Below are 21,660 nucleotides of genomic sequence, written 5' to 3'. Positions count from 1 at the left end.
CGACCGAGTTTACCATAAGACCCTTGAGGAAATACTGGGAACCATTATGAATTCCAGGAAGTGACTGGTTTGGAACTATTGGTTCGTTTGCAGGAAAGACAACAGCAAGATGCCGACCTGTTTCTCCATCCCCTGCTTCTAACCCATCATCAGGTGACGTTGGCCGGGTACAAATCGCTTATCGATTTGCCCCAGACCATGGTGTTGCTTCAACAACAGGTTCAGAATGCGGTCGCGGCTAAACGGCCTTTATTTGCGCTTGGAAGCGGAATCGGTGAATGTATAAGCTGTGCGGACGAACGAACGGTAACGGAGGCCATGTCCGAAGGCCATTTGATTGTTATATCTGAATCTTCCGACGTGTGCATGAAGATCATTCCGGTACCTCGTACACTGACCCGTGCCATCGAAGCGCCAACGACCGAAAACGTCGTGCGGGATTCCATCAGCGCTTTCGTCGAAGATCTGGATACCAATGTGGGCATGATCAAAAAGCACGTGCTCTCAGACCAACTCCGGATCCGGTCATACTGCTTCGGGAAAGTTCAACACAGACGGGCGGTGCTGCTCCATATGGAAGGACAAGCGGATCCCTCGCTCCTGGACTCGATTATCCGTAGACTCGAATCCAATTTGGACAAAGAAGTCTCCGACCTAGGCAAGTTATCCAGTGTGCTCGGGTTCCCCAAATCGACATTGGTTACCCGGTTCAACACGACCGAGCTGCCGCAGAATGTCGCCAGTGGGCTCACGAAGGGCAAAGTGGTTTTGATCCTCGACCGCTTTCCGTTTGCCCTCGTCCTGCCCAGTTTATTAGCGGACATGTTCGCGGCGGAGAACGATGTGAATTATCCGCTCGTCTTCATGATATCCGTGCGGATATTGCGCTTCATCGGCGTGCTCTCCAACATGTTGATGCCCGGATTGTATGTGGCGCTCATCTCGGTTAATCCGGACGCCCTGCGCATCGAGCTTGCCATGTCGATCGCCCAAAGCCGTGAAGGCATCCCTTACCCGGCTATCGTGGAGACATTGTTCCTGCTTATCATCCTGGAGCTGTTGCTGGAGGCCAGCATCCGTCTTCCGAAAAGCATTGGAGCCACAATCACGCTTGTTGGGGGAATCATTCTCGGTCAAGCGGTCGTACAGGCCAATCTCGTCAGTAACGTTTTAATTATTATTTTATCCGCCACCACCATAGCAAGTTTTACAGTGGTCGGGTTTCACAATGTGCTCTCCGTCCGTTTACCCAAGTATTTGTTACTTGTTCTCTCGGCCATGTATGGCATATTGGGACTATTCATCGGGATTCTGGTTGTTTGCGCATACTTGGCCAGTGTGAGCAGTTTTGGTATTCCCTATGTGTATCGGTGGAGAATAAAGGAGAAATCTAATGGATAAGAGTTTACAGGTGATGGCTATGTATTACCTGACCCATATCGGGCTTATCTTTTTCATGTATCCGACAGACATCATCGAGAGCCTTACAGTTGGTCATTGGAGCGCCATCTTGCTCGGTTTCGCAGCTCATGTGGTGTTGCTCGGCATCTATATGAAAGGATTAAGTTATAGTTCGCCTCTGAATGTAATCGATATTTTGCTGGGAGCGGGCAAAGGGTTTGCCGTGATCTTACTGCTTCCCGTAGCGGCTTACTTGCTCGCGGTTATCATCATCTCAATCCGGGCCTATTCGGAGATCATTGCGCTTGTCTTTCTGGGCAGTACTCCGGTGTGGGCGATTATAGCGCTTCTTCTGGGGGTCACGACGCTCATCTCCGCTCTCGGTGTTGAAGCTATTTTCAGAACGGCGCTTCTGACCGCCGCGCTGTTGCTTCCCTTCCTTCTGCTAGTTTTTTGCGTTTCGTTTCAAAATGCGGATTGGCGTTATGTATTACCGCTAATGGACTCCAAGGCGGCTTCGTTTTCATACGTCTTCAGCCGTCCCTATTTGAAAAGCTTGTTTGCTTTTGCAGGCGGTTTCTTGTTTTTGGGGTTTATTCCGCACATCATTCCGTACAAACATCGAAAGGTGATGTGGACCAGTGCCTTGCTCCTTCCCATGTTTCTGATCTCGGTCTATGTCCCGATCTTGACATTCGGACAACGGTCGGCTTCCCAGTTTGTGTTTCCTTTCATCACGACAGTCGATACGGTGGATATCCGTTGGTTAATGTTTGACCGGATCACCATGTTCTTGATGATCAGTCTGATTTGTTTCGTGGTGCTCTTTCTTTCCTTGGCCATGTGGAAGCTAACGCTGCTCATTCGGCGCGGGTTTCCGTTTTTCCGGCCGCTCCCGGTGACGCTTTTGCTCGCCCTGTCCTTAATGATCATCTGTATGCAAATTCCGGATTGGAAAACGGTCGAACGATTATTGTGGTGGAACACCTATCTGCGCCTATTCGTGACGATCGTCATTCCGCTTGTTACCCTTGTCCTGGGTATTCGCCATCAGCGTGAAGGCGTGGTTCGTCCGTGATGTCGAGAGGTCTAATTCATTTCGGGCTAAGACTGCTGCTCACTGTAACAATCCTGCTGGCTGTGTGCGGATGCTGGGACAATAAAGACATCAACCACCGCGCATTGCCGGTTGTGATGGGGCTGGATCATCAAAATGGCGCTTATAAAGTGTATCTTCTGATTCCGCACACTACTCAAAGGCGGACAGACGTGAGGATTGTGACCAAAGAAGGAAGTACTATCAACCAAGTCGTGGACAAGATCGCCAAAGATTTGGAGGTCGATGTAGATCTGCTTCATTTGAAGGTTCTCGTGTTTCATCGGGCGGTGGCGGAAGCCGGAATGAAGGACAGCATTTCGAGCTTTATGCGGGCTCGGGATATTTCTCCCAAGACCATAGTGGCGATCAGTGATGACAACCTGGAGACCTTGTTTCAAAAGTTGAAAACGTCCTCTACCTCCGGTGGAATGGAGATTTATAACTTTTTTCAGAAACACGCCGGCTGGTCGCCCAATGTAGCGCAAACGCGGGTATGGGAAATTTACCGAAGCTTAGATTCCTTCACACGCGATGTGGCCGTACCTCTAATCAAAGCAGGCCAAACGACGCCCATTGAAAGCACCGGTTCGGCTGTGATCAAGAACGGAATGATGGTGGGCCGAATTACTCCGGACGAAACCTTGTTGTTCAACTCGTTTAATGGACTAGCCGCACAAGGGAAAATCGAAGTCATGGATCGTGCTTCGGTAATGATCCTCACTGAGAACCTTACACATAGCAGTAGTTTCAACGACGGCAAGCCCGTACTGAACAGCCGGCTGACCTTGAAGGTCACCATCCTGGAAACCAAAGGATCTCCTACTGAGGCGATGATCAAACAGGATACAGAGTCGCTGTTGACCGACAGGTTCGGGCGGATGCTGCGTAAAATTCAATCCGAGGAAGCCGACATTTTGGGACTGGGGCAATTATTCAGGACCAAGATTCCCCGTGATCGTCTGACAAGCTGGAGAACGGATTATTATCCCACAATGAAGGTGAACTTTCAGGTCAATACCATCATTCAGAATGAAGGACTTCTGAAAATGAAAAATAAATAGAGGCTAAGGCAATAAAAAATACCTCATTGCGGATTGTTGTCGGCTGAGGTATTTTTCTGATGCTCTTACTTTGATCTCGGCGCGCTCTCGAAACCGATCGTTTTGTGCGTTCCGTCGCAGAACGGCTTGTTGCCCGAACCTCCGCATCGGCACAGCGAGAACGATTCTTTGTGTTCGAACGGGTTGCCTTCCGCGTCCACCAGTTCGACCGGCCCCGTCACCCGAAGCGAACCGTTGTCGTTCACTTTAATCGTCACTTTGTTTGGGTCTGCCATGAACTTACCTCCTTTGCTCCAATCGTTAATACAAGTATATCCGGCTAGCATGGGAAAAAGACTGCCATCCTCTCCTTGCCCTTCCGGTTGGTTTTATTCATTCTACAAAGTGTGCCGGGTCGCGTCGAACATTGGTAACTTTTCGATACACGTTCAAAAATCGCGCATTTTATGGTATAATTCAGTTAAATTCGAGCGAAAAGGAGGTGAATACGGATGATGACTCGTCATTTCTCTTCGAATCGTTTATTTGCGCTCATTATTGCTGCCGTGATGATGCTCTTCGCCACGCCGACGCCGAGCATCGAAGGGAACGTCGCCGAATCCGGACGCACCGCCACGGTCGTTCAAGGCATGGAGTTTTTGAGCCACAAGTCGACGGTTCGCAAGATCGCGTCCTCTGCCGATACCATTCGGTTCCCGGCCTATCTCGCAGCTATGTCGGTTCTGTTCGCTTCCCTGCTGCTGGCCACCCGCCGTGTGCAGCCCGCTGTCCCCTTTGTCCTGCATCCTCTCATTGCCCGCCTAATGGCGCGGATAACTTTTTTAACCACGATCGTGTTCAACTCCCAATACGTTTAACCCCTCTGTGAATCATTCTGCTCTTCCACCCTCTGTTACCTTTAACCTTTGCCGCCTCACCCCTAACCCTTGTTCAAAAAAACGATGAACTAAGGCTTATTTGTTGATGCCCAAAAGGCTCATCTTAAGGAGGAACTACCTTAATGAATATACGTGAAATCGATCTTCCGGGAATCGGAAAAAAATTTCAACTGATCGCGAGAGACGGCAGTAAACTCGTGTTGGTCGTCCATGACGACGGCCGCCGGGAATGCTACCATTTCGACTCCGCTGTAGCGGAAGAAAGCCTGTCGATGGTCACCCTAGACGACGATGAGGCGCGTCTCGTGGCTGGTATTCTCGGCGGGATGACCTATAAGCCCAAAGCGCTGGAAACGATGGAGATGGCGCTCGACGAGCTCATCCTCGAATGGTATCGAGTCGACCCGGATTCGGGGTGCGTCGGCCGCACGATCGGCGAATTGAACGTACGGCAGCGCTGCGGGGTAACGATCATCGCTCTGATCGAGAAGCACAACGCGGCACGGCACATCAATCCCGGCCCGGAAGTGGCTCTGACGGCGGATTGTACGCTCGTTGTGGCCGGCGAGAGGAGGCAGCAGAAGCTGTTCAAGTCCATCCTCAAGAATGGATGTGAGTGAACTATGGACTATATAGTGTTTGAAATCGGATTGGCGGTCGCGCTGATCGCGCTAGCGGGATTGTTGTCAGCGAAGCTGCGATTCTCGGTCATCCCGTTCTATATCCTCGTAGGGATGGCGGTTGGCCCTCATTCCTTCGAATGGTGGCATCTCGACTTTCGATTCATCTCCAGCGCGCCCTTGATCGAATTTTTAGGCCGAATCGGGGTGCTGTTCCTGCTGTTCTACCTAGGCCTGGAATTCTCGGTCGGGCGGCTCGTGAAGTCGGGACGCTCGATCGCAGTCGGCGGCACCATCTATATTCTGATTAATTTCACCCTTGGTCTGCTGTTCGCGTATGCGGCCGGCCTGCCGCTGCTTGAGATGCTGGTGGTGGCCGGCATCACGACCATTTCCTCGAGCGCAATTGTGGCCAAGGTGCTAGTCGACTTGAAGCGGACGGCGAATCCTGAGACCGAGATGATTCTTGGCATCATCATGTTCGAGGACGTGTTCCTCGCGATCTACATCTCGATCGTGTCCGGGCTCGTGCTGAGCGGTTCGACATCGCTGGGCGGAATCGCGCTCTCCGCCTTGATCGCTCTCGGCTTCATGCTGCTCGTTTTGATCGTCGGGCGGCGGGCGGTCCCCTTGCTCAACCGACTGCTTAACATCCGGTCCAATGAGGTGTTCCTACTCGTCATCTTCTCTCTCTTGTTCATCGTCGCCGGCTTCTCGGAGACGATCCACGTCGCCGAGGCGATCGGTGCCCTGCTCGTGGGCCTTGTCTTGGCGGAGACGGAGCATATGAAACGGATCGAACATCTCATCCTGCCCTTTCGCGACTTTTTCGGCGCGATCTTCTTCTTCAGCTTCGGGCTGACGATCGATCCGCTCTCCCTCGGCGGTGCGGTTTGGCTGTCATTGGCCGCTGTAGTTGTGACATTAATAGGCAATTTCGCGGCCGGGATGTGGGCCGGCCGGAGCGCGGGACTGTCTCCCAAAGCATCGGTCAATATCGGACTGACGATCGTGGCGCGGGGTGAATTCTCGATCATCATGGCCAATGTCGCCAAAGCCGGCGGGCTGCTCCCCATCGTGCAGCCGTTCGCGGCCCTTTACGTGCTCCTCCTGGCGGTGATTGGCCCCTTGCTGACGAAGGAAACGAAACACATTTATAACGGAATGTCCCGGATCTTGGGCTGGATGGGCCGGAGCGCTGCGAAGCAAGGAACGGAGCGGGCGGCTTCTCGGGATTGACCCCATTAGAGGAGGAAGCGACATGATGAAGGAAGGCGGATCGGTATGGTTTTTGTTGAAGTCGGCCAGCGGATTCCAGGACTCTCATTGGAAGCGTCGGCTGCGCATTCATACGGCCCAACCGGAAGCGGTCGCGGCCGTATTGCAGGCAAGGAAATGCACAAGTGTTCAGTGGATCGCCAAGGACTCCACCTCCCAATTGCAGGGGTTGCATGCACTGGAAGTGATCCTCTACCGGCTCGAGGTGATGGAATGGACCGATCGGATCCGACATACGGACCCGCTGGCAGTGGTCGATGTGCTCCCGATCGGACCATGTGGGAGCTTCCAGGATCTAAGACCTGGAGGCAGGCGGCATGCCGATGAGCAACTGGCCGACGTCTCGAAGTACGGCAATGAACTGAGTAACATCTGGCAAAAACACTAGCTCGGTCTGGGAATTACTGACGCGGCTGTCGAATGATCCGACAGCCGCTTCCTCATGTGCTCGAACAGAGCTTCAAACGTGTATCCACGGCCCCCATCGGCGTATGACCGATGACCTTCTCACTGTGTATGTTAGTGTAGGATTCATTTCGTTTCATTCTTTCATCATCGCGTAATTGTGTGACCTTCACCGCTAATGGCAATAACTCCATCGACGCTGCTATACTGCAAGTCGGACTGGTTGTTATTAAACGCTTCATCCAAAAAATGTGTTATGCAGTTTCCAATAGCGTCATAAATTGGGATCGCTTGAACATCCCCGTAATGCACAGGTACATCGGAGAATGACATGTGATGGGCCCCAGACACACGATAGATTTGCAAGTTCTTTATTACTTCCGCCACATACCGTTGACCCTGGATATAATCACTTGCAATTTGTTTATTCATTCCTGCAACCATCGCCTCATACGTGGAAGCTTCTTGTCTAAGGGAAGGAGTCGTAATTTCAATCCCATCTGTCTTAATCAGATGCAAGCTTGGATCCAACAAGACAGCTGCCCGGATGTTACTAATTTTTTTCAGAACTTCAAAAACAGCTGCACCTCCCAAAGAATGACCAATTGCTGCAATGTTATTGAAGTTTAACAAACCTTTAAAACTACTGTCTGTACGATTAAACGTATCTAAATGCTCTAACACTTTAGTAATAGCTTGGGAGCGGTCGTCAAGTAACTTCTGCCACCCTATATAATCATTACCGGCTAAGCTGGAGTACTCAGATCTTTGTCGGATAAACTGACCGTCAGGGTAAACCGTGAAAATGGATTCATACGGAGCACCGATCGTTACTACGCAGTATCGTTGATTCACAAGTCTTTCGATTATTTTCAAGTACATGTCCCGCTCGACGCCGAAACCGGGAGACATTAAGAGGACAGGATAGGAATCACCGGTGTTGTCAATGGATCCACTGACGAAACATTTTGCTTATTCCCCGGAGATTGTCTGCTTTGACACCCATCCCGTCTAGTACTGAAGCAGCCTCCGTTTGACAAGGATTACAGAAGTCCAAAAAATCCGGAATATACGTGCCTTTTATTGCTGGGAAGTATATACTCACAATAATTTGAGGTTCAAATACTTTTATCATTCTTCCTATCAGAGCAATCCCCTCCTTCATTTTTGACTGAATGACTACTGTAAAACTCCAAATCTTCTAGAAGAGTTAACGACTTCACTTTACCTCGGTACTTTACAACCTGTTTAAATGAGCCAGTCGGTGGCTAAGTGATAAGTAAGGGAGGGATTCCAATGCCGTGGACTAAAAAAGATTACCCGCAATCGTTGAAAAACTTTATGGCTCCGATCCGCAACAAGGCGATTGAAATCGGAAACGAGCTGCTGGAGAAAGGTTACGAGGAAGGCCGAGCCATTGCTATTGCGACGGCGAAAGCCAAAGAATGGGGAGAAGATCACGATAAACAAATCCGCAAGAAAGATCGCTGACGTGAGCAGGCTGCCGATAACTTCGGCAGTCTGTTCGTAATGGGCAATAACTTTCGTATCCAACCATGACGCAATGCCCTTTCTACTTAACTTTGTCTAAATGAACTCCTAAATGACCAAATAGCGACACATTCTCATCTAAATCCCACCAAAAATAGTTATAAATCCATCCATTATCTTCGTCATTACTCTGCACGATATGGGTAAACGTTTCTGGACAATTTGCTTCCATCTGATAATAAAAACGTTTGACATTATCCGTGCGATTCTCGGAAAAATAAGTAAAATCACCAAGTAAAGTAATGTTAATTAATTCGGTGATACCCGCCTCTTCTAGAACCTCCCTCCTAAGAGCATCCGAGAAGTTTTCATTTTTTTCAACGGTCCCGCCTGGCACCTGGAGTCCAAGGTGTTCAAACCCTTGTTCCTTAAAGACTAGCAACTGCTTCTTGTGGTTTTTATACCTGATTATATAGGCTGTAACTTTATAAACCATTTCATTCTCCATGCACTTGCCCCCTAAACAAAAGAAGTAGCTTCACTACCTAATTACATTAGAGTTCCCTAATAGTAACCCATATTCCTTCCATGCCGTTCCATAGAAATGAATCGTTACGTGGTTGGGGATCCTTCGCGACAAAAAAGGGCCCGTAGTCGACCTCTCGGTCGCCCACAAAGCCCCCTGATTAAACCTGTCAATATTTCAGAGTCCGGTCGGAAATAACGGACGTTACCGGATGCCCTCCCGACGAGTTCTTATGGCCGCACTCGAGCGGCGAAGGTCCTACGAATGCTGTCTCTCGCCCTTCGATTCGCAAGCATCCCGGCTCTAGGGTCACGATCGCATAGAGCGGGTCGCGGTAAGGCGCAGACACCGCCAAGATCGGATATCGCTCCGATACCTCTTCCGAATAACGCACCCGCTTGTAATCGCGCCCCATGTAGAAGTAAGACATGCTGTTGATATGGATGTAATACGTATCGTCGATCACCTTCACCCCGTCCAAATGGTTGTGCCCATTCATGCAAGCGATAACCTTTCGGGTCCCGTCGATTTTCTTCGCTCCACGCAATACGGCTCGGAACGCTTCCGAATTCTGAATACCGTAATTGAAATCGTTGTAGGGCGACTCCAAATTTTGATGGCTGAACACAATCGTCGTCTTGTCGGTCGAAGCCAAATCTCGCTCCAACCACTCTAGCTGCTCGGGCGATAAGTGGTTGATCGCATCCCGATGCTGATGGTAATTGCCGAAGGCATAATCCTGATACACACCGTCGAGCAGCAAAAAATTAGGGTCCAGCACGACGAAGTGATACGCGCCGCAATCGAAAGAATAGTGGCTTCGCTCCATCCCCCAATAATTCATGACCGTTTGCTTGTCATTGCGATCCATGTCATGATTGCCCAGCACGTGGTACTTGGAACCGCCAAACCGGTTCCATATCTCCAAAAAGGGCTCGTTCTCCGGCACCGGGAAGCAAAAGTCGCCTAGCTGCACGATGAAATCCACCTGGGACCGGTTCATATGTGAAATGAACGTTTCGAGGCGCTCCTCCGCCCGGTATGAGAAATCTTGATGAATATCGGCCATGATGCCGAATCGGATTGCAGTTTTCGCGGTCATAGGCGCCTCCGTTATTCTTTTACCGCCTCTTCGAGACTGTTAATAAATCCATCTTAATTCAAAGTTCAGACTGTTGGTAGATCCGGGAGTAAAAAATTAAGAGATCATCGCGGTTCTAAGATCGTCGAATTCTTCGCAAAACGGTAATCCCCAGAGAAATGTTCCATAGTTGTAATAGAAACACCAGGATACCGAAAATCAGAAAGCCGGGAATAAAATCTTGAATGAGATACTGTGTCATACATAAGAGGAAGGTCAAGGCACCCCCAATCCAACCTGCCCAACTTAACCAAGCGGGGTAATTTTCATGCCTGATAGCCCACGCCAGTAAAACAACGGACAGCGCCCAAACCATACTAATCGAAACAAGTGCCGGACCATGAAGAGCAATGAACACGGTGCCTGCGGAATGCTCAATTGATGCCTGTTCCGATAAGGAGGCGTGCTTCCAGCTGTGAGCAAGTGTCTCACCGGCGTGGCCGTCAATCGAGAATTCCACGATGTGCACGGCTGCCCCCAAGACGATGATAGCGACACTTAGCCAGCCAATGATTTTCGCATTTCTATTCGTTAGCGTGCTTGAGAAAGAGACGAAGCCAAGTACGGTAATCATGACGCCGATCACATCACCCAGGTGGACACCTTTATAAAAAGAATGGTTAGAAATGAACTGCATGGCGGCATGGGCATCCCCAGCCGGAAGGTCCCCATGCATACCCCTGAAAATCAACACAAACACACTTCCGAGCATCAAACAGAATGCGGCGATCCGATGAAATCTCCAATCTTGAGTCAAGGTTTTCAATTCGTTGTTCTCCCTTCGCTCTCACTATTCATGATAGAATATGCTTTCGAGCTTTATCATAAGTTCCGTCTATAAACCATCTCTAAATCAATTCTTAAAAAAGTATAAATTTGTTATCCGAAAAATGAAGAACCGTGAAAGTCAAGGAAATCTTGATTTTCACGGTTCGGTTGTTATACATTAAGCCGGTATCCGACGCCCCAAATTGTTTCGATATATTGCGGTTTTGCGGGATCCGTTTCGATCTTTTCACGAAGCTTTCTAATATGTACGGTAACGGTGGCACTATCCCCAAGCGAGTCCCAGCCCCATATTTTCTCGAACAATTCATCCTTTGTAAATACATGATTGGGGTTTTGCACGAAAAAAAGAAGAAGATCGTATTCCTTGGATGTAAACGCGACTTCCTTTTCATTCACGAACACTTTTCGGGATCGTTTGTCGATGTGGATTCCCCTGATGCGGAGCTCGTCTTTTTTTAGCACCTGCGTTTCCGTCAATCGTTCGTAACGTGCCAGATGAGCCTTGACCCGTGCGACGAGCTCGCCTACACTGAACGGTTTAATGATGTAATCGTCCGCACCGAGCCCCAGACCGTGGATTTTGTTGATTTCTTCTTTTTTGGCGGAAACAATTAAGATTGGAATGTTTTTGGACTCGCGGACTCGCTTGCATATTTCAAACCCGTCCTTTTTGGGCAGCATCAGGTCCAGAATGAGCAAGTCGTAATCTTCATCCATCGCTCTTTGCAAGCCAACGTCACCACTTTGTGCGATATCGACAGCAAAACCATTAGCGTCCAAATAATTTTTGACCACTTTGGCGATGACCTCTTCATCCTCAATGATTAAGATCCGTTTCACTCCCGTTCACCATCCGATCCGGCTTTTTTTCGCAATGTGAAGGAAATACAAGTCCCTTCCCCAATTTCGCTCGATGCCCATACTTTCCCGCTATGGGCTTCCACGATTTGCTTCACGATCGCAAGTCCCAACCCGCTGCTGCCGGTTGCCGTGCTTCTGGAACGTTCCCCCCGATAAAAACGGTCAAAAATATGAGGAAGCGCTTCTTGTTCAATCCCTGCTCCATTATCACACAAGCTGACGGTCACGTCCTCTGTTCCGACGGAAAGTTCGATTCCCATTTGCTTAGGTTCCTTGTCCATATGCTTAAGGCTATTGTCCACGATATTCATAAGGACTCTGTACAGCTTCTCTTTGTCGGCTATGACCTGGACCGGATCACCATCTTCGAATGGGAAGCTTATCGAGATTCCTTGCAGCCGAGGGTCCAGCCGAAGCTCATCGACGAAGTCTCTCAAATAATCCCATAGATCGAAGCTTACCATATGAAACGGTACACGCTTGAGATCTAGCTTTGAGAATAAAAACAACTCTTCAATGAGATGGTCCATATCAGTCGCTTTTTTATAGATCATCTTCAAATAGTCGGCGCGCATTTCGTCCGTGTTGGCAATCCCGTCGAAAATCCCTTCCACGCAGGCTTTAATACCGGTAATTGGCGTTTTCAAATCATGAGAAATATTCGAAATAAGCTCTTTGCGGTTTTCTTCGTATTGAAGCTGGATCATGATCGATTCTTTCAATCTTCCTCTCATTTCTTCGAACGCGGCGCCCAGTTCTCCAATTTCATCCTTGCTCTTCACTTCCAACTCATGATCGAGATCTCCTTGTTGAATATGTTCGGCAGCTCGTTTCAATGCATATAAGGGCTTGATAATGCGCCGCGAAACGAGGTAGGTTAACAAGCCGTTCGTAAGGCCGATGGCAACCAGCAGAGACAAAACAACAGCGGGAAAAAATCGTTCAACAAAAACAATAAACTGAGTAGAGTCCGTCAATAAGATTAGGGTCCCGGACTGATGAGAGCTGAATATGAAATCACGTTGATCCACCATAAATTCATTGTTCAACTTCTGACCTGATCGGTTTGTTTCCAATTGCTGTAGCTTCTCATAAAGATCAACGCTATCCACCAACGAGGAAGCATAGGTTACATGATCAGCGGTCACGACAACGAAGCCTGCTCGCAGCCGAGTTAACGGTTCGTCGATTTTTGTTAAAAACCCATGATCGGCCAAACGATCGGGGTCATTTTCTGCAATAAATTTAAGTCCGGTCATCAGCTCGTTCCTTTTATCGAATGTATCCCTTACCGATTGATACCAGGTTTTGCTGCCGTCGCCGCTGGAATTTTCCCCAAGCCCTTTAATATCTTTGAAAAATATGGTGAAGAGCAAAGCTGAGAACAGCACAAAAATAACCAGAGGGATTAATATCATAGCAATGTAAGAAAGCAATAATCGGAGTCGGATGGACATGCGATATCTCCTCGCAAAACATAGTTTTCCAATATAATCAAATATTAACCTGCTGTCTAGGCCTTGGGAAGGTACGATTGTGAGAGTAGAAATGAAAATCACCCCTATTGGGGTGATTCATGTATTATATGCCGGTCTTTCGTATCGAACGGGTTTGGCTTCACTCCCTGCCCCACTCTCTCAAATCTGCAAGGTCGAAGTAGTGCAGCATGCCGGGGATGATCAGACTGGAAATGTCACTGGCATTATAGTATTTGGATTTCACCCAGTCCCCGATGCTCGCAATTGACTTGTTCCAATCTAAGTCTCCGATCCGATCATCAAGAGCCGAGGCAAGCAGCGTATACATCCCGTGTCGCCCGTAGCCGTACAAGCAGATGGAGGACGTATCGAGATCGGGCAGTTCCTCCAGCACATCGATCGCACGAAGCACATCGAAGGTGCGAAGGGCGGCTAAGCTATCGCCTAGCCAGTATAGATCGCAAGTCAACTTATGTAAAATCTCGTAGAACTCCAAAGGGTCGCGTTGGTTGAGTGTATGGGGCGTCAGCAATCCAGAACCGGAAACGTCCAGCACCATTACGGTTCTGCCAGCGTCACATGTCGATCGAATCCAATCGATATGTTCCCGAATGCCGTATGTTCCTCCGTCCCAAACGGCAATCGTCACAGGCAGCCTCTCCGCTTCATATCGTACGTCCCGGAACAGGTAAGCGTGGTTGAATATCCCAGGTTGAGACCACCAGATCGCATTGTAAACCGCGAGATTATCAATCAACCCTTTTTGCATATCCAATCGCGGATTTAATTCGCATTTGGTCCGAGTCGCGAATACACGTTCTCTCAGCCAGTCGAGAGCCAGTGACCTTCTCTCCTCATTTGAACGGGCAGCCCTCTCCTTCTCACGGGTGATGACACGATCCACGTTTTCATGGTGGACGGTCCTTGCTTGATATTCCTTTTGCAGTTGGCCGGACTTGGTGCACCATAACAGGGAAGGTTCTACTGTACGGATCGATTCGTCGCTGGGAGAGACAGCCCGACCAAGCAAATGCTTAGAGAAGAACTCGGCCGCAGCGCGAGCCAGCTGTTTGGTATACTTGTGCGTGGATGTGTCCTCTACATATTCGAGGTGATCCCCTTTGTCGTACATTTCCCAAAACCGTCTCGTTCTGGCAACCGTTTCTCGCGTCCCCTCGATCGGAAAGAAATCATATTTTACGGCGAGCACCAAAACGGGCTTAGGCGTCATGGCTAATAAAAGATCCTCATGATCCAAACCGACCGCCGTGAACCCTGGCCATATTTGTTCCGCGTCTTGAGCCCCGCCGGCGTACATATAGGTTCTCCGGTTCATGATGAAGGTCGCGGGGGCCGCGGCGGCAATGCGGGGATCGCACATCATCATCATGGACGTTTGCAACCCGCCTCCGGAGTTTCCCGTTACCCCGATCCGGGCGGGATCTACTTCCGGACGCGTACACAAATAATCAACGGCCCTCATGGCGTCGTGTACGAAATATCTAGCCAAGCAATCGCCAATCGGCAAGCATTGACACCCTACATAGTCGTGCTCCGTCGTTCCCCATCGAATGACCGGATCGTCTATGCCTGGCTCATAGTAACTGAGTCTTTCTCCTTGGCCGATCGGGTCGATGGCTAGTACGACCAATCCGGCCCTGACCAGATACTGGCAGACGGTCTGATATTCCTCATGATGCTTGGCCTGCTCGAAGTGCCCGCAGAGAAACAGTACGGCGCCGCACGGAGAGTCGACATCATCGGGAATGTACAGATTCGAAGAGACTTTCGTACCCGGCCGGGAATCGAACACAATCTTTTCGATCCTATACCCGTCAAAGTGTAAGGTACCCACAACTTCCGCATGAACGGAATCCTCCGTGGAAGGAAGTCCGCCAATTCCATTAATAAATTGACTGCGGATATAGGCTTGCCGCTGTTCCACCATCTCAGGAGACGTCAAAGCATCACGCGCCAAATCACCCGCATCGAACGAACGGGCGGAGCGTTCATAGATCAACCGCTTCAACTGGTCTTTGAAATCATAGATTCCGCTGTATTGCTCCAAGTCCTTGATCTCCATGCCCCCTACTCCTCTCATCGGCATAAATTTGTTACAACGGGGACTTCATTACATTTCGTATAGAATCAATAACTATAGGAATTTGATCTTGTTCCAAGCATTGGGGATTCACGACGGCCTCCTCCCCCTGTACATCAATGTAAACCGCCGGATCCATGCGGGCTAGTCGAGCCTGAAGCTCTCTCGCACTAAGAGAGGACGGGGTTATATATACTCTAGGGATGATAGTGGGCTGTACGCCAGGCTCAGTCGGAAAACCCCGGCGTACGAGTAACCCTGGTAGAACGGATAAGGAAGCGATCATTTCCGCAACCATCGTATTCCAAGCTTCCATCTGAATCTCGTAGTCCTTCTTCACGAAAAGCTCCACGGCTTTTACGAGCCCGACAATCGTTTCTTTATCGAGCTTCATACTACGTCCGATGCTGTAATAAGGGTAATTGTTGGCCTCGCAGGATTCGATCCACTCCCTCTTCCCTACGATTAGACCCGAGGATTGAGGGCCTCTCAATTCTTTTCCCCCGCTGAAGATCGCCAGATCCGCACCTTGATCCAAATATTTGGTTATGTTGGCCTTAGGCGGCAGCTCGGCCGCCGCATCCACCACAATAGGAATTTTGAATTTGCGGAGTACTTCTGCGATTAGCGGAAGCGGAATGGAGCCTCGCATTCGTTCAGCTTCCGCTACATAGAAGAAGCATGCGGTCTTCTCGGATACCGCCGTTTCAATCTGCCTGAGATTGGCCGCGGAAGTGACCCCGATTTCTATAATCTTCGCACCGGTTAACGAGAGCGCCTGGTCGTACAGAATTCTATGGGATTTGAGCATCAGGACCTCATTCGGCATGCCCGTGGTGTCGGGCAATTGCAACACCCTCGACGCATCTCCCTTGGTCATGCAAGCCGCTGCAGAGATCGCCATTCCCGCCGCTGCCCCGGATGTGATGCTGCAAGCTTCACAGCCTAACAGCTCCGCTATTTTATCGCCGGCCTTCTTATGGAGGATGCGGATGTCCACATAGGAGCGAGCGGCTTCACTCATAGCTTTTACTACCTCAGGGTCCATCAACGAACCGCCGATCATCGTTACGGTACCCCAACCGTTAATAATTTTCTTAATGCCAAGCGATTCGTAAACATCCATGGCCTAAGGCTCCTTTTCAATATTCCGAGGGTCCGATATAGTGAAACTTTTCGTTATACTGCAAATTTTCTAAGGGGGTGGAGAATTCCGTGATAAACAACGCTTCCATAAACGCTTCCTTCGTCTTGATCCTTCCCGATCCATTCGGGTGCTTCTCCAAATACACCTTCCACATGTTATCCATCGGTGTAGCATGCAGGGCGATCGCCTTCCGCTTAATATCAAGCACAGGAGATATATCGATGACTCTGTTCGTCAGCTGCGGGCCGCGGGCCACATAATATTTCTCGGTCACAAAATGCGGAAGCAGGTTCATGTCTTTATGCTCGGGTAAATCCGACTGGCGGCCGGCCATCCAACAAGCGGCTTCGACGATCTTGCCGGTCAAGTAATGCTCCGGATTTTCCTCATAGTGGCCCCAAGGATCGAACGAAATGACCGTATCCACCTTTAAAAATCGGAATAGAGTGATTAGACGATGGCGGATCTCGGTTAACTGGGTGTAATCCATATAATGATTTTTGTAATTGAAATCGTACACCTTCTCGATGCCGAACAACTCCGCCACTTGCCGGGTTTCTTGCTCTATTCGATAGATAGTCTCACCAATCGATAAATCGTACGAGTCTTTTTCATCATTCGTTAATCGGATAAAATACCCCTTGTACCCTTCATGAATCATTTTCAACAAGGTCCCGCCTACGAAAATAGTAAAATCATCCGAATGCGGAAAAACTGCCGCGAACACTTTGCCCTCGTGCGGGCGTCCACTACTCCACTGTTCAACAGAAACGACGGTTTGCAACCGGATCCACCTCTTCGTTCGTTTTTACTCTCAGTATTTCATAAGTGGGAGCCGTAATCGCGACATTTATGTATCTTTATAGGCCAATTATTGCTATGGGAAGTTGTTTATTCATCAGAAAAAATCCCGCCCCAGGGATTCCCCTGAAGCGGGATAACGTGCGAGTTCGCACCGCCGCTTACGCCAAGATGCCTTCGATGCGTTCGATCACGTCGGAGGACAGCTGCACGCCGGAGGCTTTGACGTTCTCCTCGACTTGTGCCGGACGGCTCGCACCGACAAGAGCGCTGCTGATGTTCGGCTTCCGCAAAATCCATGCAAGCGCGAGCTGCCCTACGGACAGCTCCAGTTCAGCGGCGACCTTGGTCAGCTCCTGGACCTTGGCGATCTTCTCTTCCGTCACGCCCTTGCGCATCCCTTCGAGCTTGGCCGCCCGGCTGTCCGCCGGAACGTCTTGCACGGAGGCGTATTTGCCGGTCAGCAAGCCCTGTGCCAGCGGAGAAAATACGACTTGGCCAATGCCGTTCCGCTCTCCGTAAGGCATCACTTCTTTCTCGATATAGCGGTTGAACATATTGTAGACGGGCTGGTTCACCACGATGCGATCCAGCAAATACCGGTCCGCGATCGAATGCGCTTCCGCCATTTGAGCCGCCGTCCATTCGCTAACCCCCACATACAGCACCTTGCCTTGGCGCACCAGGTCATCAAGCGCGCGAAGCGTCTCCTCCATCGGCGTATTCGGATCGTGGCGGTGGCAATAATACAGATCCACATAGTCGACCCCCAGCCGCTTCAGACTGGCATGGCACTGCTCCGTAACATGCTTGCGGGACAACCCGCGATCGTTCACCCCATCGCCCATCGGCCAGAACACCTTGGTCGCCAGCACATAAGATTCGCGGGGGAAGGAGCGCAGCGTCTCTCCCATCACGACCTCGGCGGCGCCCCGCTCGTAAACGTTCGCCGTATCGAAGAAGTTGACGCCCAGGCTATAGGCGGTCTCGATCGACTTCACCGCGTTTTCCCGCTCTACATAGCCCCCATATGTCAACCAGCTGCCCAGACTGATCTCGCTTACCTTCACGCCGCTTTTGCCTAAATTCCGATATTGCATCGATGTTCATCTCCCGTTCCGTAGGATTGGAGCTGCCGCTACTAGCTGCATCAACTCTTCTCTATCATAAGGAAGGATGGCTTATCCGGAAAGTAGTGAAATAATTCATACTTGGTTATACGAGCTATACCTACTATACTTCAGGCAACCTACTATTTTTAGCGGGTGAAGGCGTGTTGTTCGCGTAATTGCTTCGTGGCTTCGACCATGTTGCGCAAGGCGAGGACCGTTTCCTCGCTGTTCCGGGTTTTCAGTCCGCAGTCCGGATTGATCCAGAACAGCCGGGGATCAAGCACTCGCAGAGCGCGATCGATCATGGCTGTCATTTCCCCGATGGCAGGAATTCGGGGGCTGTGAATGTCGTAGACGCCCAAACCGATGCCCTGCGTGTAAGTGTTCCGTTCAAAGCTGCCGATCAGCTCTCCGTGGCTGCGCGACGTCTCGATCGAGATCACGTCCGCGTCCATCGCGGCGATCGCATCGATCATATCGTGAAATTCGCAATAGCACATATGCGTATGAATTTGCGTGGTCGCCCGCACCGTGCATGTAGCGAGCCGAAAGGCGCGGATGGACCAAGCCAGATAAGCGGCCTGTTCCGCCTCCCGAAGAGGCAGTCCCTCGCGGATTGCCGGTTCGTCGACCTGGATAATCCCGATCCCGGCCCGCTCGAGCGCTTCAACCTCCTGCCTCAGCGCATAGGCGAGCTGGTAGGCGATTTGCTCGCGCGGAATATCCTCGCGCACGAACGACCAATTCAGGATCGTGATCGGACCTGTGAGCATCCCTTTCACCGGCCGCTTGGTCCGCGATTGCGCATGTTTCGTCTCTTCGACCGTCATCTCTCCCGTGAACGCGACGTCGCCGTAGATGACGGGCGGTTTCACGCAGCGGGAGCCGTACGACTGCACCCAGCCGTTCTGGGTGAAGGCGAAGCCCGCGAGCTTCTCCCCGAAAAACTCCACCATGTCCGTCCGCTCGAATTCGCCGTGCACAAGGACATCAAGCCCGATATCCTCCTGCAGCCGGATCCAGCGGTCGATCTCCTCTCGGATGAAGGCTGCATACTGCGACTCGCTCAGTTCGCCCGTGCGCCATTGCCGGCGCGCTCGACGCACTTCGGCAGACTGCGGGAAGCTACCTATCGTCGTCGTCGGGAACAGCGGCAGCTGCATGCGCGCCATCTGAGCCTTGTATCGTTCGGCGAATGGCAGGCTTCTATCCAGAGGCTGCTCCCGTATCACGGCCACCGCCTGCTGGACATCGCCGCGGTTGCGGGCTTCGGCCTGCGCCAGCGCTGCGTGGATGCGATCGTTCTCCTCCAGCTTCCCCGCGATGACGCCTGATTCGCGATCCTGGCCGAGCGCCTGCGTCAGGAAAACAAGTTCGTCCAGCTTCTCATCGGCGAAGGCGAGTGCATCCCGCAGCTCCCGTGTCAGCTGCGTCTCCTGCCGAGCCGTCACCGGCACGTGCAGCAGGCTGCATGACGTCTGAAGCAGCAGCCGGTCCGGCGTTACGTACGTCTGGAGCTCCTTGAGCAGCTCCCAAGTCTCGCGAAGCGGCGCCTTCCAGATGCCGCGACCGTTGATGATGCCGGCTCCCAGCACTTTGTCCGCCGGGAATCCATAGGCCCGAAGCGCCTCCAGGTTGCCGGACCGACCGTGCACGAAATCGAGTCCGATTCCACCTACCGGCAGGCTGATCATTTCTTGGTAGTGGTCCACGGATTCGAAATACGTTTGGAGCATGAGATTCACCCCCGGCACGGATGCGGCAAACGTCTCGCATACATACTTTAACCGCCGAAGATCGGGCTCCTCCAGGCTCAATACGAGAATAGGCTCGTCGAGCTGGACCCAAGCCACTCCTTCGTCCGCCAGCTCCTGCAGAATCTGCACATAGAGCGGCAGCAAGCGTTCGAGCCATACATCCATCTCCGAAGGGTCATAGCCCTTGGACAGCTTGAGCAGGGTCAGCGGGCCGAGCAGGACCGGGCGACCGTCGATGCCCAGCTCCGACTTGGCTTCGCGATAAGCGAGCAAGGGCTTGTTCTCGGTCAAGACCGGCGATACGCCTTGCAGTTCGGGGACGATGTAATGGTAATTCGTGTTGAACCACTTGGTCATCTCACATGCGGCCGCCGTCTTCGTCCCTCGGGACATGCCATAGTAAACCGAAAGTGGAACCGTACCGCCTTCATAGCCGAAGCGCGGCGGCACGAGCCCGAACATGACCGCCGTATCGAGCACCTGATCGTAATAGCTGAAGTCGCCCACCGGGATCCAGTCGATCCCCCGCTCCTGGAGATTGCGCCAATTCTGTAAGCGCAGGTCCTTTAACGCCGAGTGCAGCTGCGGCTCCTCCAGTCGGCCGGCCCAGTAAGCCTCCAGCGCTTTTTTCCATTCCCGGTCCGCCCCAATCCGCGGGTACCCCAATACACTGTTCTTTGCCATCTAGCATCCCCTCTCCGGTGTTTACCAGAAAGATAGCACGGATCGAGGGATATAGCGTAACTCTGTTTTCCTATATCTGGTTATAGCCGGAGGCTATAATTGCGTGTCTATTCGGTCCTGTGGAAGCACCTCTCTAAGCGCTTGGATGTAATCTCGGCCCAGCTTGGAGAGCGCCAGGCTCCGCTGCGAGATCCATCCGACTTGGATCGCCTCCTCCACATCGAGCGGCACGGGAATGATCTCATTGCCGTTCAGGTCTGAGCTGAGGACGCCGGTAGAAATCGTATAGCCGTTCAACCCGATCAGCAGATTGAAGAGAGTCGCTCGGTCATTGACGCGAATGCTTTTGCGATGGGTCATCGTACTGAGAATTTCTTCCGAGTAGTGAAAAGAGTTGAATTCGCCCTGATCAAACGACAAATACGGATACGGCTGGAGCTGCTCGATGGTAACGATCGATTGACGGGCGAGCGGGTTTCGGATGCTGATAAAAATATGCGGGCGCGCTGTGAACAGGCGGGTGAATTGCAGATTGGCGGCCTTCAGCAGCTTGCCGATGACCTTGTGGTTGAACTCGTTCAAATACAGGATGCCGATTTCGCTTCGCAAATGTTTGACATCCTCAATAATTTTGTAGGTCTGCGTTTCGCGTAAGGCGAGCTCGTATTCCTCCTGGCCGTGCTCCTGGACGAGCTTCACGAACGCGTTGACCGCGAAGGCATAATGCTGCGTGGAGACGGAGAAATGCTGGGGAGAAGGCTTGGCGCCCAAATAACGGCTCTCCAGCAGTTCCGCCTGTTCCACCACCTGCCGCGCATAGCTTAAGAACTCGACCCCTTCCTTGGTAAGGGTGATACCTTTGTTAGTGCGTTCGAAAATCGCGATGTCCAGTTCATCTTCCAAGTCGCGGATTGCATTGGAGAGACTGGGCTGGGACAGGAAGAGGCGCTTGGCCGCCTCATTGATCGAACCTCGGCCCGCGACCTCGATAACATATTTCAACTGCTGCAGAGTCATTAGATCCCCCCTT

Annotated in this window: 21 protein-coding genes; 8 read left to right on the top strand and 13 right to left on the bottom strand. The window is 51.2% G+C overall.

Annotated features, from left to right (window positions below):
- The first annotated feature begins 69 nt into the window (after positions 1 to 69).
- From ACI5FR_RS07795 to ACI5FR_RS07785, 3 genes are read left to right on the top strand one after another with little or no spacing between them, the layout of a single operon-like run.
- Positions 70 to 1,401, top strand: coding sequence for a spore germination protein (locus ACI5FR_RS07795; protein WP_405452616.1), 1,332 nt, complete (start codon positions 70 to 72; stop codon positions 1,399 to 1,401).
- On the top strand, positions 1,394 to 2,479 hold the full coding sequence (locus ACI5FR_RS07790; RefSeq protein ID WP_405452613.1) for a GerAB/ArcD/ProY family transporter: 1,086 nt from the start codon (positions 1,394 to 1,396) through the stop codon (positions 2,477 to 2,479). Before ACI5FR_RS07795 ends, ACI5FR_RS07790 begins: the two co-directional genes overlap by 8 nt.
- Positions 2,479 to 3,561, top strand: coding sequence for a Ger(x)C family spore germination protein (locus ACI5FR_RS07785; protein WP_405452974.1), 1,083 nt, complete (start codon positions 2,479 to 2,481; stop codon positions 3,559 to 3,561). Before ACI5FR_RS07790 ends, ACI5FR_RS07785 begins: the two co-directional genes overlap by 1 nt.
- A 65-nt stretch (positions 3,562 to 3,626) precedes the next feature.
- Here the strand turns inward: ACI5FR_RS07785 and ACI5FR_RS07780 are convergent, their stop codons facing one another.
- On the bottom strand, positions 3,627 to 3,836 hold the full coding sequence (locus tag ACI5FR_RS07780) for a CDGSH iron-sulfur domain-containing protein (protein WP_405452610.1): 210 nt from the start codon (positions 3,834 to 3,836) through the stop codon (positions 3,627 to 3,629).
- Positions 3,837 to 4,052: 216 nt separating this feature from the next.
- Here ACI5FR_RS07780 and ACI5FR_RS07775 point away from each other — a divergent pair, with 216 nt between their 5' ends.
- The 4 genes from ACI5FR_RS07775 (at position 4,053) to ACI5FR_RS07760 (ending at position 6,725) form a co-directional block, all read left to right on the top strand.
- Complete coding sequence (locus ACI5FR_RS07775; protein WP_405452608.1) at positions 4,053 to 4,418, top strand: hypothetical protein; 366 nt, start codon at positions 4,053 to 4,055, stop codon at positions 4,416 to 4,418.
- A 143-nt stretch (positions 4,419 to 4,561) separates the two neighbouring features.
- Positions 4,562 to 5,059: a cation:proton antiporter regulatory subunit gene (locus tag ACI5FR_RS07770; protein WP_405452605.1), complete on the top strand. Its 498-nt coding sequence runs from the start codon at positions 4,562 to 4,564 to the stop codon at positions 5,057 to 5,059.
- A gap of 3 nt (positions 5,060 to 5,062) precedes the next feature.
- Positions 5,063 to 6,298, top strand: a complete 1,236-nt coding sequence (locus ACI5FR_RS07765) for a cation:proton antiporter (protein WP_405452602.1) — start codon at positions 5,063 to 5,065, stop codon at positions 6,296 to 6,298.
- 22 nt (positions 6,299 to 6,320) lie between these two features.
- Positions 6,321 to 6,725 carry a hypothetical protein gene (locus ACI5FR_RS07760; protein WP_405452599.1) on the top strand — a complete coding sequence of 135 codons (405 nt, stop codon included), beginning with the start codon at positions 6,321 to 6,323 and terminating at the stop codon, positions 6,723 to 6,725.
- Between the two features lie 164 nt (positions 6,726 to 6,889).
- Here ACI5FR_RS07760 and ACI5FR_RS07755 read toward each other — a convergent pair whose 3' ends face one another.
- Positions 6,890 to 7,690, bottom strand: coding sequence for an alpha/beta hydrolase family protein (locus ACI5FR_RS07755; protein ID WP_405452971.1), 801 nt, complete (start codon positions 7,688 to 7,690; stop codon positions 6,890 to 6,892).
- Between the two features lie 348 nt (positions 7,691 to 8,038).
- Here ACI5FR_RS07755 and ACI5FR_RS07750 point away from each other — a divergent pair, with 348 nt between their 5' ends.
- Entirely contained in the window at positions 8,039 to 8,233 is a 195-nt protein-coding gene (locus tag ACI5FR_RS07750; RefSeq protein WP_405452596.1) for a DUF2188 domain-containing protein, read from the top strand.
- Positions 8,234 to 8,315: 82 nt separating this feature from the next.
- Here the strand turns inward: ACI5FR_RS07750 and ACI5FR_RS07745 are convergent, their stop codons facing one another.
- From ACI5FR_RS07745 to ACI5FR_RS07695, 11 genes are all read right to left on the bottom strand, one after another.
- A complete protein-coding gene (locus ACI5FR_RS07745) occupies positions 8,316 to 8,741 on the bottom strand; it encodes an NUDIX domain-containing protein (protein WP_405452593.1) in 426 nt (141 codons plus the stop codon).
- A gap of 187 nt (positions 8,742 to 8,928) precedes the next feature.
- Positions 8,929 to 9,861, bottom strand: coding sequence for a metallophosphoesterase family protein (locus tag ACI5FR_RS07740; protein ID WP_405452590.1), 933 nt, complete (start codon positions 9,859 to 9,861; stop codon positions 8,929 to 8,931).
- A 115-nt stretch (positions 9,862 to 9,976) separates the two neighbouring features.
- Positions 9,977 to 10,666 carry a hypothetical protein gene (locus ACI5FR_RS07735; protein WP_405452587.1) on the bottom strand — a complete coding sequence of 230 codons (690 nt, stop codon included), beginning with the start codon at positions 10,664 to 10,666 and terminating at the stop codon, positions 9,977 to 9,979.
- 173 nt (positions 10,667 to 10,839) lie between these two features.
- Positions 10,840 to 11,529 carry a response regulator transcription factor gene (locus tag ACI5FR_RS07730; RefSeq protein ID WP_405452584.1) on the bottom strand — a complete coding sequence of 230 codons (690 nt, stop codon included), beginning with the start codon at positions 11,527 to 11,529 and terminating at the stop codon, positions 10,840 to 10,842.
- Positions 11,526 to 13,007, bottom strand: a complete 1,482-nt coding sequence (locus ACI5FR_RS07725; protein ID WP_405452581.1) for a sensor histidine kinase — start codon at positions 13,005 to 13,007, stop codon at positions 11,526 to 11,528. The genes ACI5FR_RS07730 and ACI5FR_RS07725 overlap by 4 nt, the downstream gene beginning before the upstream one ends.
- A gap of 160 nt (positions 13,008 to 13,167) precedes the next feature.
- Positions 13,168 to 15,111 (bottom strand): alpha/beta hydrolase, encoded by a 1,944-nt coding sequence (locus ACI5FR_RS07720; RefSeq protein ID WP_405452578.1) that lies wholly within the window; start codon positions 15,109 to 15,111, stop codon positions 13,168 to 13,170.
- A gap of 31 nt (positions 15,112 to 15,142) precedes the next feature.
- A complete protein-coding gene (locus ACI5FR_RS07715) occupies positions 15,143 to 16,255 on the bottom strand; it encodes an aminotransferase class V-fold PLP-dependent enzyme (protein WP_405452575.1) in 1,113 nt (370 codons plus the stop codon).
- Between the two features lie 16 nt (positions 16,256 to 16,271).
- Positions 16,272 to 17,003: a PIG-L deacetylase family protein gene (locus tag ACI5FR_RS07710; protein ID WP_405452968.1), complete on the bottom strand. Its 732-nt coding sequence runs from the start codon at positions 17,001 to 17,003 to the stop codon at positions 16,272 to 16,274.
- Positions 17,004 to 17,238: 235 nt separating this feature from the next.
- The gene (locus ACI5FR_RS07705) at positions 17,239 to 18,177 is read right to left on the bottom strand and encodes an aldo/keto reductase family protein (protein WP_405452573.1); all 939 of its coding nucleotides are present in this window, start codon (positions 18,175 to 18,177) and stop codon (positions 17,239 to 17,241) included.
- A 158-nt stretch (positions 18,178 to 18,335) separates the two neighbouring features.
- Positions 18,336 to 20,630, bottom strand: coding sequence for a 5-methyltetrahydropteroyltriglutamate--homocysteine S-methyltransferase (gene metE, locus ACI5FR_RS07700; protein ID WP_405452570.1), 2,295 nt, complete (start codon positions 20,628 to 20,630; stop codon positions 18,336 to 18,338).
- A 93-nt stretch (positions 20,631 to 20,723) separates the two neighbouring features.
- Positions 20,724 to 21,647: a LysR family transcriptional regulator gene (locus ACI5FR_RS07695; protein WP_405452567.1), complete on the bottom strand. Its 924-nt coding sequence runs from the start codon at positions 21,645 to 21,647 to the stop codon at positions 20,724 to 20,726.
- Between the last annotated feature and the right edge of the window lie 13 nt (positions 21,648 to 21,660).

It is taken from the genome of Paenibacillus sp. HJGM_3, from assembly GCF_045062745.1.
Taxonomy (GTDB): Bacteria; Bacillota; Bacilli; order Paenibacillales; family NBRC-103111; genus Paenibacillus_AA.
This window is presented reverse-complemented; position numbering and strand designations above follow the sequence as displayed.

Coding starts and splice junctions, on each gene's coding strand:
- ACI5FR_RS07790 (WP_405452613.1), top strand. CDS start 1,394: ATGGATAAGAGTTTACAGGTGATGGCTATGTATTACCTGACCCATATC.
- ACI5FR_RS07785 (WP_405452974.1), top strand. CDS start 2,479: ATGTCGAGAGGTCTAATTCATTTCGGGCTAAGACTGCTGCTCACTGTA.
- ACI5FR_RS07780 (WP_405452610.1), bottom strand. CDS start 3,836: ATGGCAGACCCAAACAAAGTGACGATTAAAGTGAACGACAACGGTTCG.
- ACI5FR_RS07775 (WP_405452608.1), top strand. CDS start 4,053: ATGATGACTCGTCATTTCTCTTCGAATCGTTTATTTGCGCTCATTATT.
- ACI5FR_RS07770 (WP_405452605.1), top strand. CDS start 4,562: ATGAATATACGTGAAATCGATCTTCCGGGAATCGGAAAAAAATTTCAA.
- ACI5FR_RS07765 (WP_405452602.1), top strand. CDS start 5,063: ATGGACTATATAGTGTTTGAAATCGGATTGGCGGTCGCGCTGATCGCG.
- ACI5FR_RS07760 (WP_405452599.1), top strand. CDS start 6,321: ATGATGAAGGAAGGCGGATCGGTATGGTTTTTGTTGAAGTCGGCCAGC.
- ACI5FR_RS07750 (WP_405452596.1), top strand. CDS start 8,039: ATGCCGTGGACTAAAAAAGATTACCCGCAATCGTTGAAAAACTTTATG.
- ACI5FR_RS07745 (WP_405452593.1), bottom strand. CDS start 8,741: ATGGAGAATGAAATGGTTTATAAAGTTACAGCCTATATAATCAGGTAT.
- ACI5FR_RS07740 (WP_405452590.1), bottom strand. CDS start 9,861: ATGACCGCGAAAACTGCAATCCGATTCGGCATCATGGCCGATATTCAT.
- ACI5FR_RS07725 (WP_405452581.1), bottom strand. CDS start 13,007: ATGTCCATCCGACTCCGATTATTGCTTTCTTACATTGCTATGATATTA.
- ACI5FR_RS07720 (WP_405452578.1), bottom strand. CDS start 15,111: ATGGAGATCAAGGACTTGGAGCAATACAGCGGAATCTATGATTTCAAA.
- ACI5FR_RS07715 (WP_405452575.1), bottom strand. CDS start 16,255: ATGGATGTTTACGAATCGCTTGGCATTAAGAAAATTATTAACGGTTGG.
- ACI5FR_RS07705 (WP_405452573.1), bottom strand. CDS start 18,177: ATGCAATATCGGAATTTAGGCAAAAGCGGCGTGAAGGTAAGCGAGATC.
- metE (WP_405452570.1), bottom strand. CDS start 20,630: ATGGCAAAGAACAGTGTATTGGGGTACCCGCGGATTGGGGCGGACCGG.
- ACI5FR_RS07695 (WP_405452567.1), bottom strand. CDS start 21,647: ATGACTCTGCAGCAGTTGAAATATGTTATCGAGGTCGCGGGCCGAGGT.